General features: G+C 64.3%; 2 protein-coding genes. Both read right to left on the reverse strand.

Going from position 1 to position 2,063, the window contains the following annotated elements:
• The coding region (boxC, locus tag WCE35_RS00545) for a 2,3-epoxybenzoyl-CoA dihydrolase (RefSeq protein ID WP_424591402.1) at window positions 1-1,361 on the reverse strand (1,361 nt) is incomplete at its 3' end.
• Between the two features lie 222 nt (window positions 1,362-1,583).
• Window positions 1,584-2,063: alpha/beta fold hydrolase (locus tag WCE35_RS00550; RefSeq protein ID WP_424591403.1), on the reverse strand; the 480-nt coding region annotated here is incomplete at its 5' end.

The following is a 2,063-nucleotide window of genomic DNA, read 5'->3' on the forward strand; positions in this document are numbered from 1 at the left end:
GGATCGGCCTGGAAGCGCGATTGCAGCCGGGTCAGGCCGTGGCTCATCGGATAGGGGCCGAAATTCATCGCGGTCAGCCCGATCGCCGGGGGGCTGCGGTTGTCGCCCTGCCGTGAGCCGATCAGCATGTAGGAGCGATCAGCGGCGAACACGAGTTCGGCCAGCGTGCCGACAAAGCAGGAGCCCGGCTCGACCAGCGTCACCAGCGTGCGCGAGGTGACGTCGATCCGCTTCAGCACCCGCTTCCAATAGTGCCTGATTTCATTGACCAGCCAGTGCGCCTTGTTGGCCTCGAGGAAGCCGTCGCAGGCCAGGACATTGGCGCGCTCGCCATGCGACTTGAACACCAGCATCGCGATCTCGAGCTCGTTGATGCGCAGATGAAGGATCGCGTCATCGAGTTCGCGCGCGACCTGCAGCGGCCAGAACGACGCGCCCTGTGCGATCAGGCCGTCGATGTCGGCGGGCGGCGCCAACTCCGGCGCCTTGATCGAGATGGTCGCGATCCGCGCGACGCGGTCGATATCGACATTGACGAAGCCATAGCGAAGGCCAGCGTCGTCGATGGTTCGGTTGAGCGGCGTCAGCGTCACGCCCTGGCCGCCACCATTGCGCTTCGAGGCGGCGGCGAACTCCCTGGCGCGCTCGGCGACCCTCGCCTCGAGCCTGCTGTTCGGCACGATCTCGTCGACCAGGCGCCATGCGACAGCCCGCTTGCCCTTGATGCCTTCCTCGATGGTGCAGAAGAAGTCGGCATGGTCGCGGCGCACCTTGCGCTTGTCGACCACCCGCGTCAGCCCGCCGGTGCCCGGCAGCACCGCGAGCAGCGGCACTTCCGGCAGCGCCACGGCGGCGGCGCCGTCATCGGCGAGAATGATGTGATCGGTCGCCAGCGCCAGTTCATAGCCGCCGCCGGCCGCGGTGCCGTTGACGACGGTGATGAAGCGCTGCCCGGAATTCTGCGATGAATCCTCCAGCCCGTTGCGGGTCTCGTTGGTAAACTTGCAGAAATTGACCTTGTGCGCGTGGGTAGCACCCGCCAGCATGCGGATATTGGCGCCGGCGCAGAACACGCGGTTCTTGCCCGAGCGAAGCACCACCACCTTCACGTCGGGATGCTCGAAGCGCAGCCGCTGCACCGCGTCGGCGAGTTCGATGTCGACGCCGAGATCGTAGGAATTCAGCTTGAGCTGATAGCCCTCGAACAGCCCGGCATTCTCGTCGACATCCATGGTCAGCGTCGCAACCTCACCCGCGACATCCAGCTTCCAGTGCCGGTAACGCGACGGATCGGTCTGGAAATCGATGTACTTCGCGCCGCCCGCAAGCGCGCGATCTTCACCGGCCTTTTCGCCAGCCATTGGGCTACCCCTAAAACTCTGATTGGCTATCTGAATATGCACAATAGTGCATGTTTTTGCGTAGGTCCAGATCACAAAGCAGAAATATGCATTTTGTTTCATGTCCCGTTGACAGTGCCGATCGCGATCCGGTCGGTCCGAGCGAGCCCGCCGCCGCCACCGCCGAAGATGGCCGGCGGCGGCAGGCGGGACGTTGGTGGCGGCGTCGCCTCGGCCAATGGCCTAGGCGGCCCGTCCCTGCGAGCCATCGGCGCGCAAGACGGCGTTGGCGAATTCCGAAACCGCATCCAGCGTCGGCCCCGGTGCTTCCCGATGCGGCTGGTGGCCGGCGTCCGGGATGATGGTCACATCGACCGGGCAATAGCACTCTTCCCTCGCGATCTCGACCTGACGCATGGTTCCGTATTGGTCATCGACACCCTGCAGGATCGCAACCGGCACGCGGATATAGGCGAGATATTCCGATATATCCCAGCCGCGGAATTTCGGATCGAGCCAGGCGCCGTTCCAGCCATGGAAGGCGTTGTCGACATCCCTGTGCCAGCGCGCGAGCTTTGATTTGAGGCTGCCGGTCTCATAGGCCGTCCTGATCCCGGCGATCGAGGCCACCGAAACATCCTCGACGATGAAATGCGGCGCGATCAGCGCGATCCCCTGCACGCGGTGATCCTGATGGCTGCCGGCATAGATCGCCGCGATCGA

This window comes from Bradyrhizobium sp. (assembly GCF_049691595.1).
Lineage (GTDB): Bacteria > Pseudomonadota > Alphaproteobacteria > Rhizobiales > Xanthobacteraceae > Bradyrhizobium.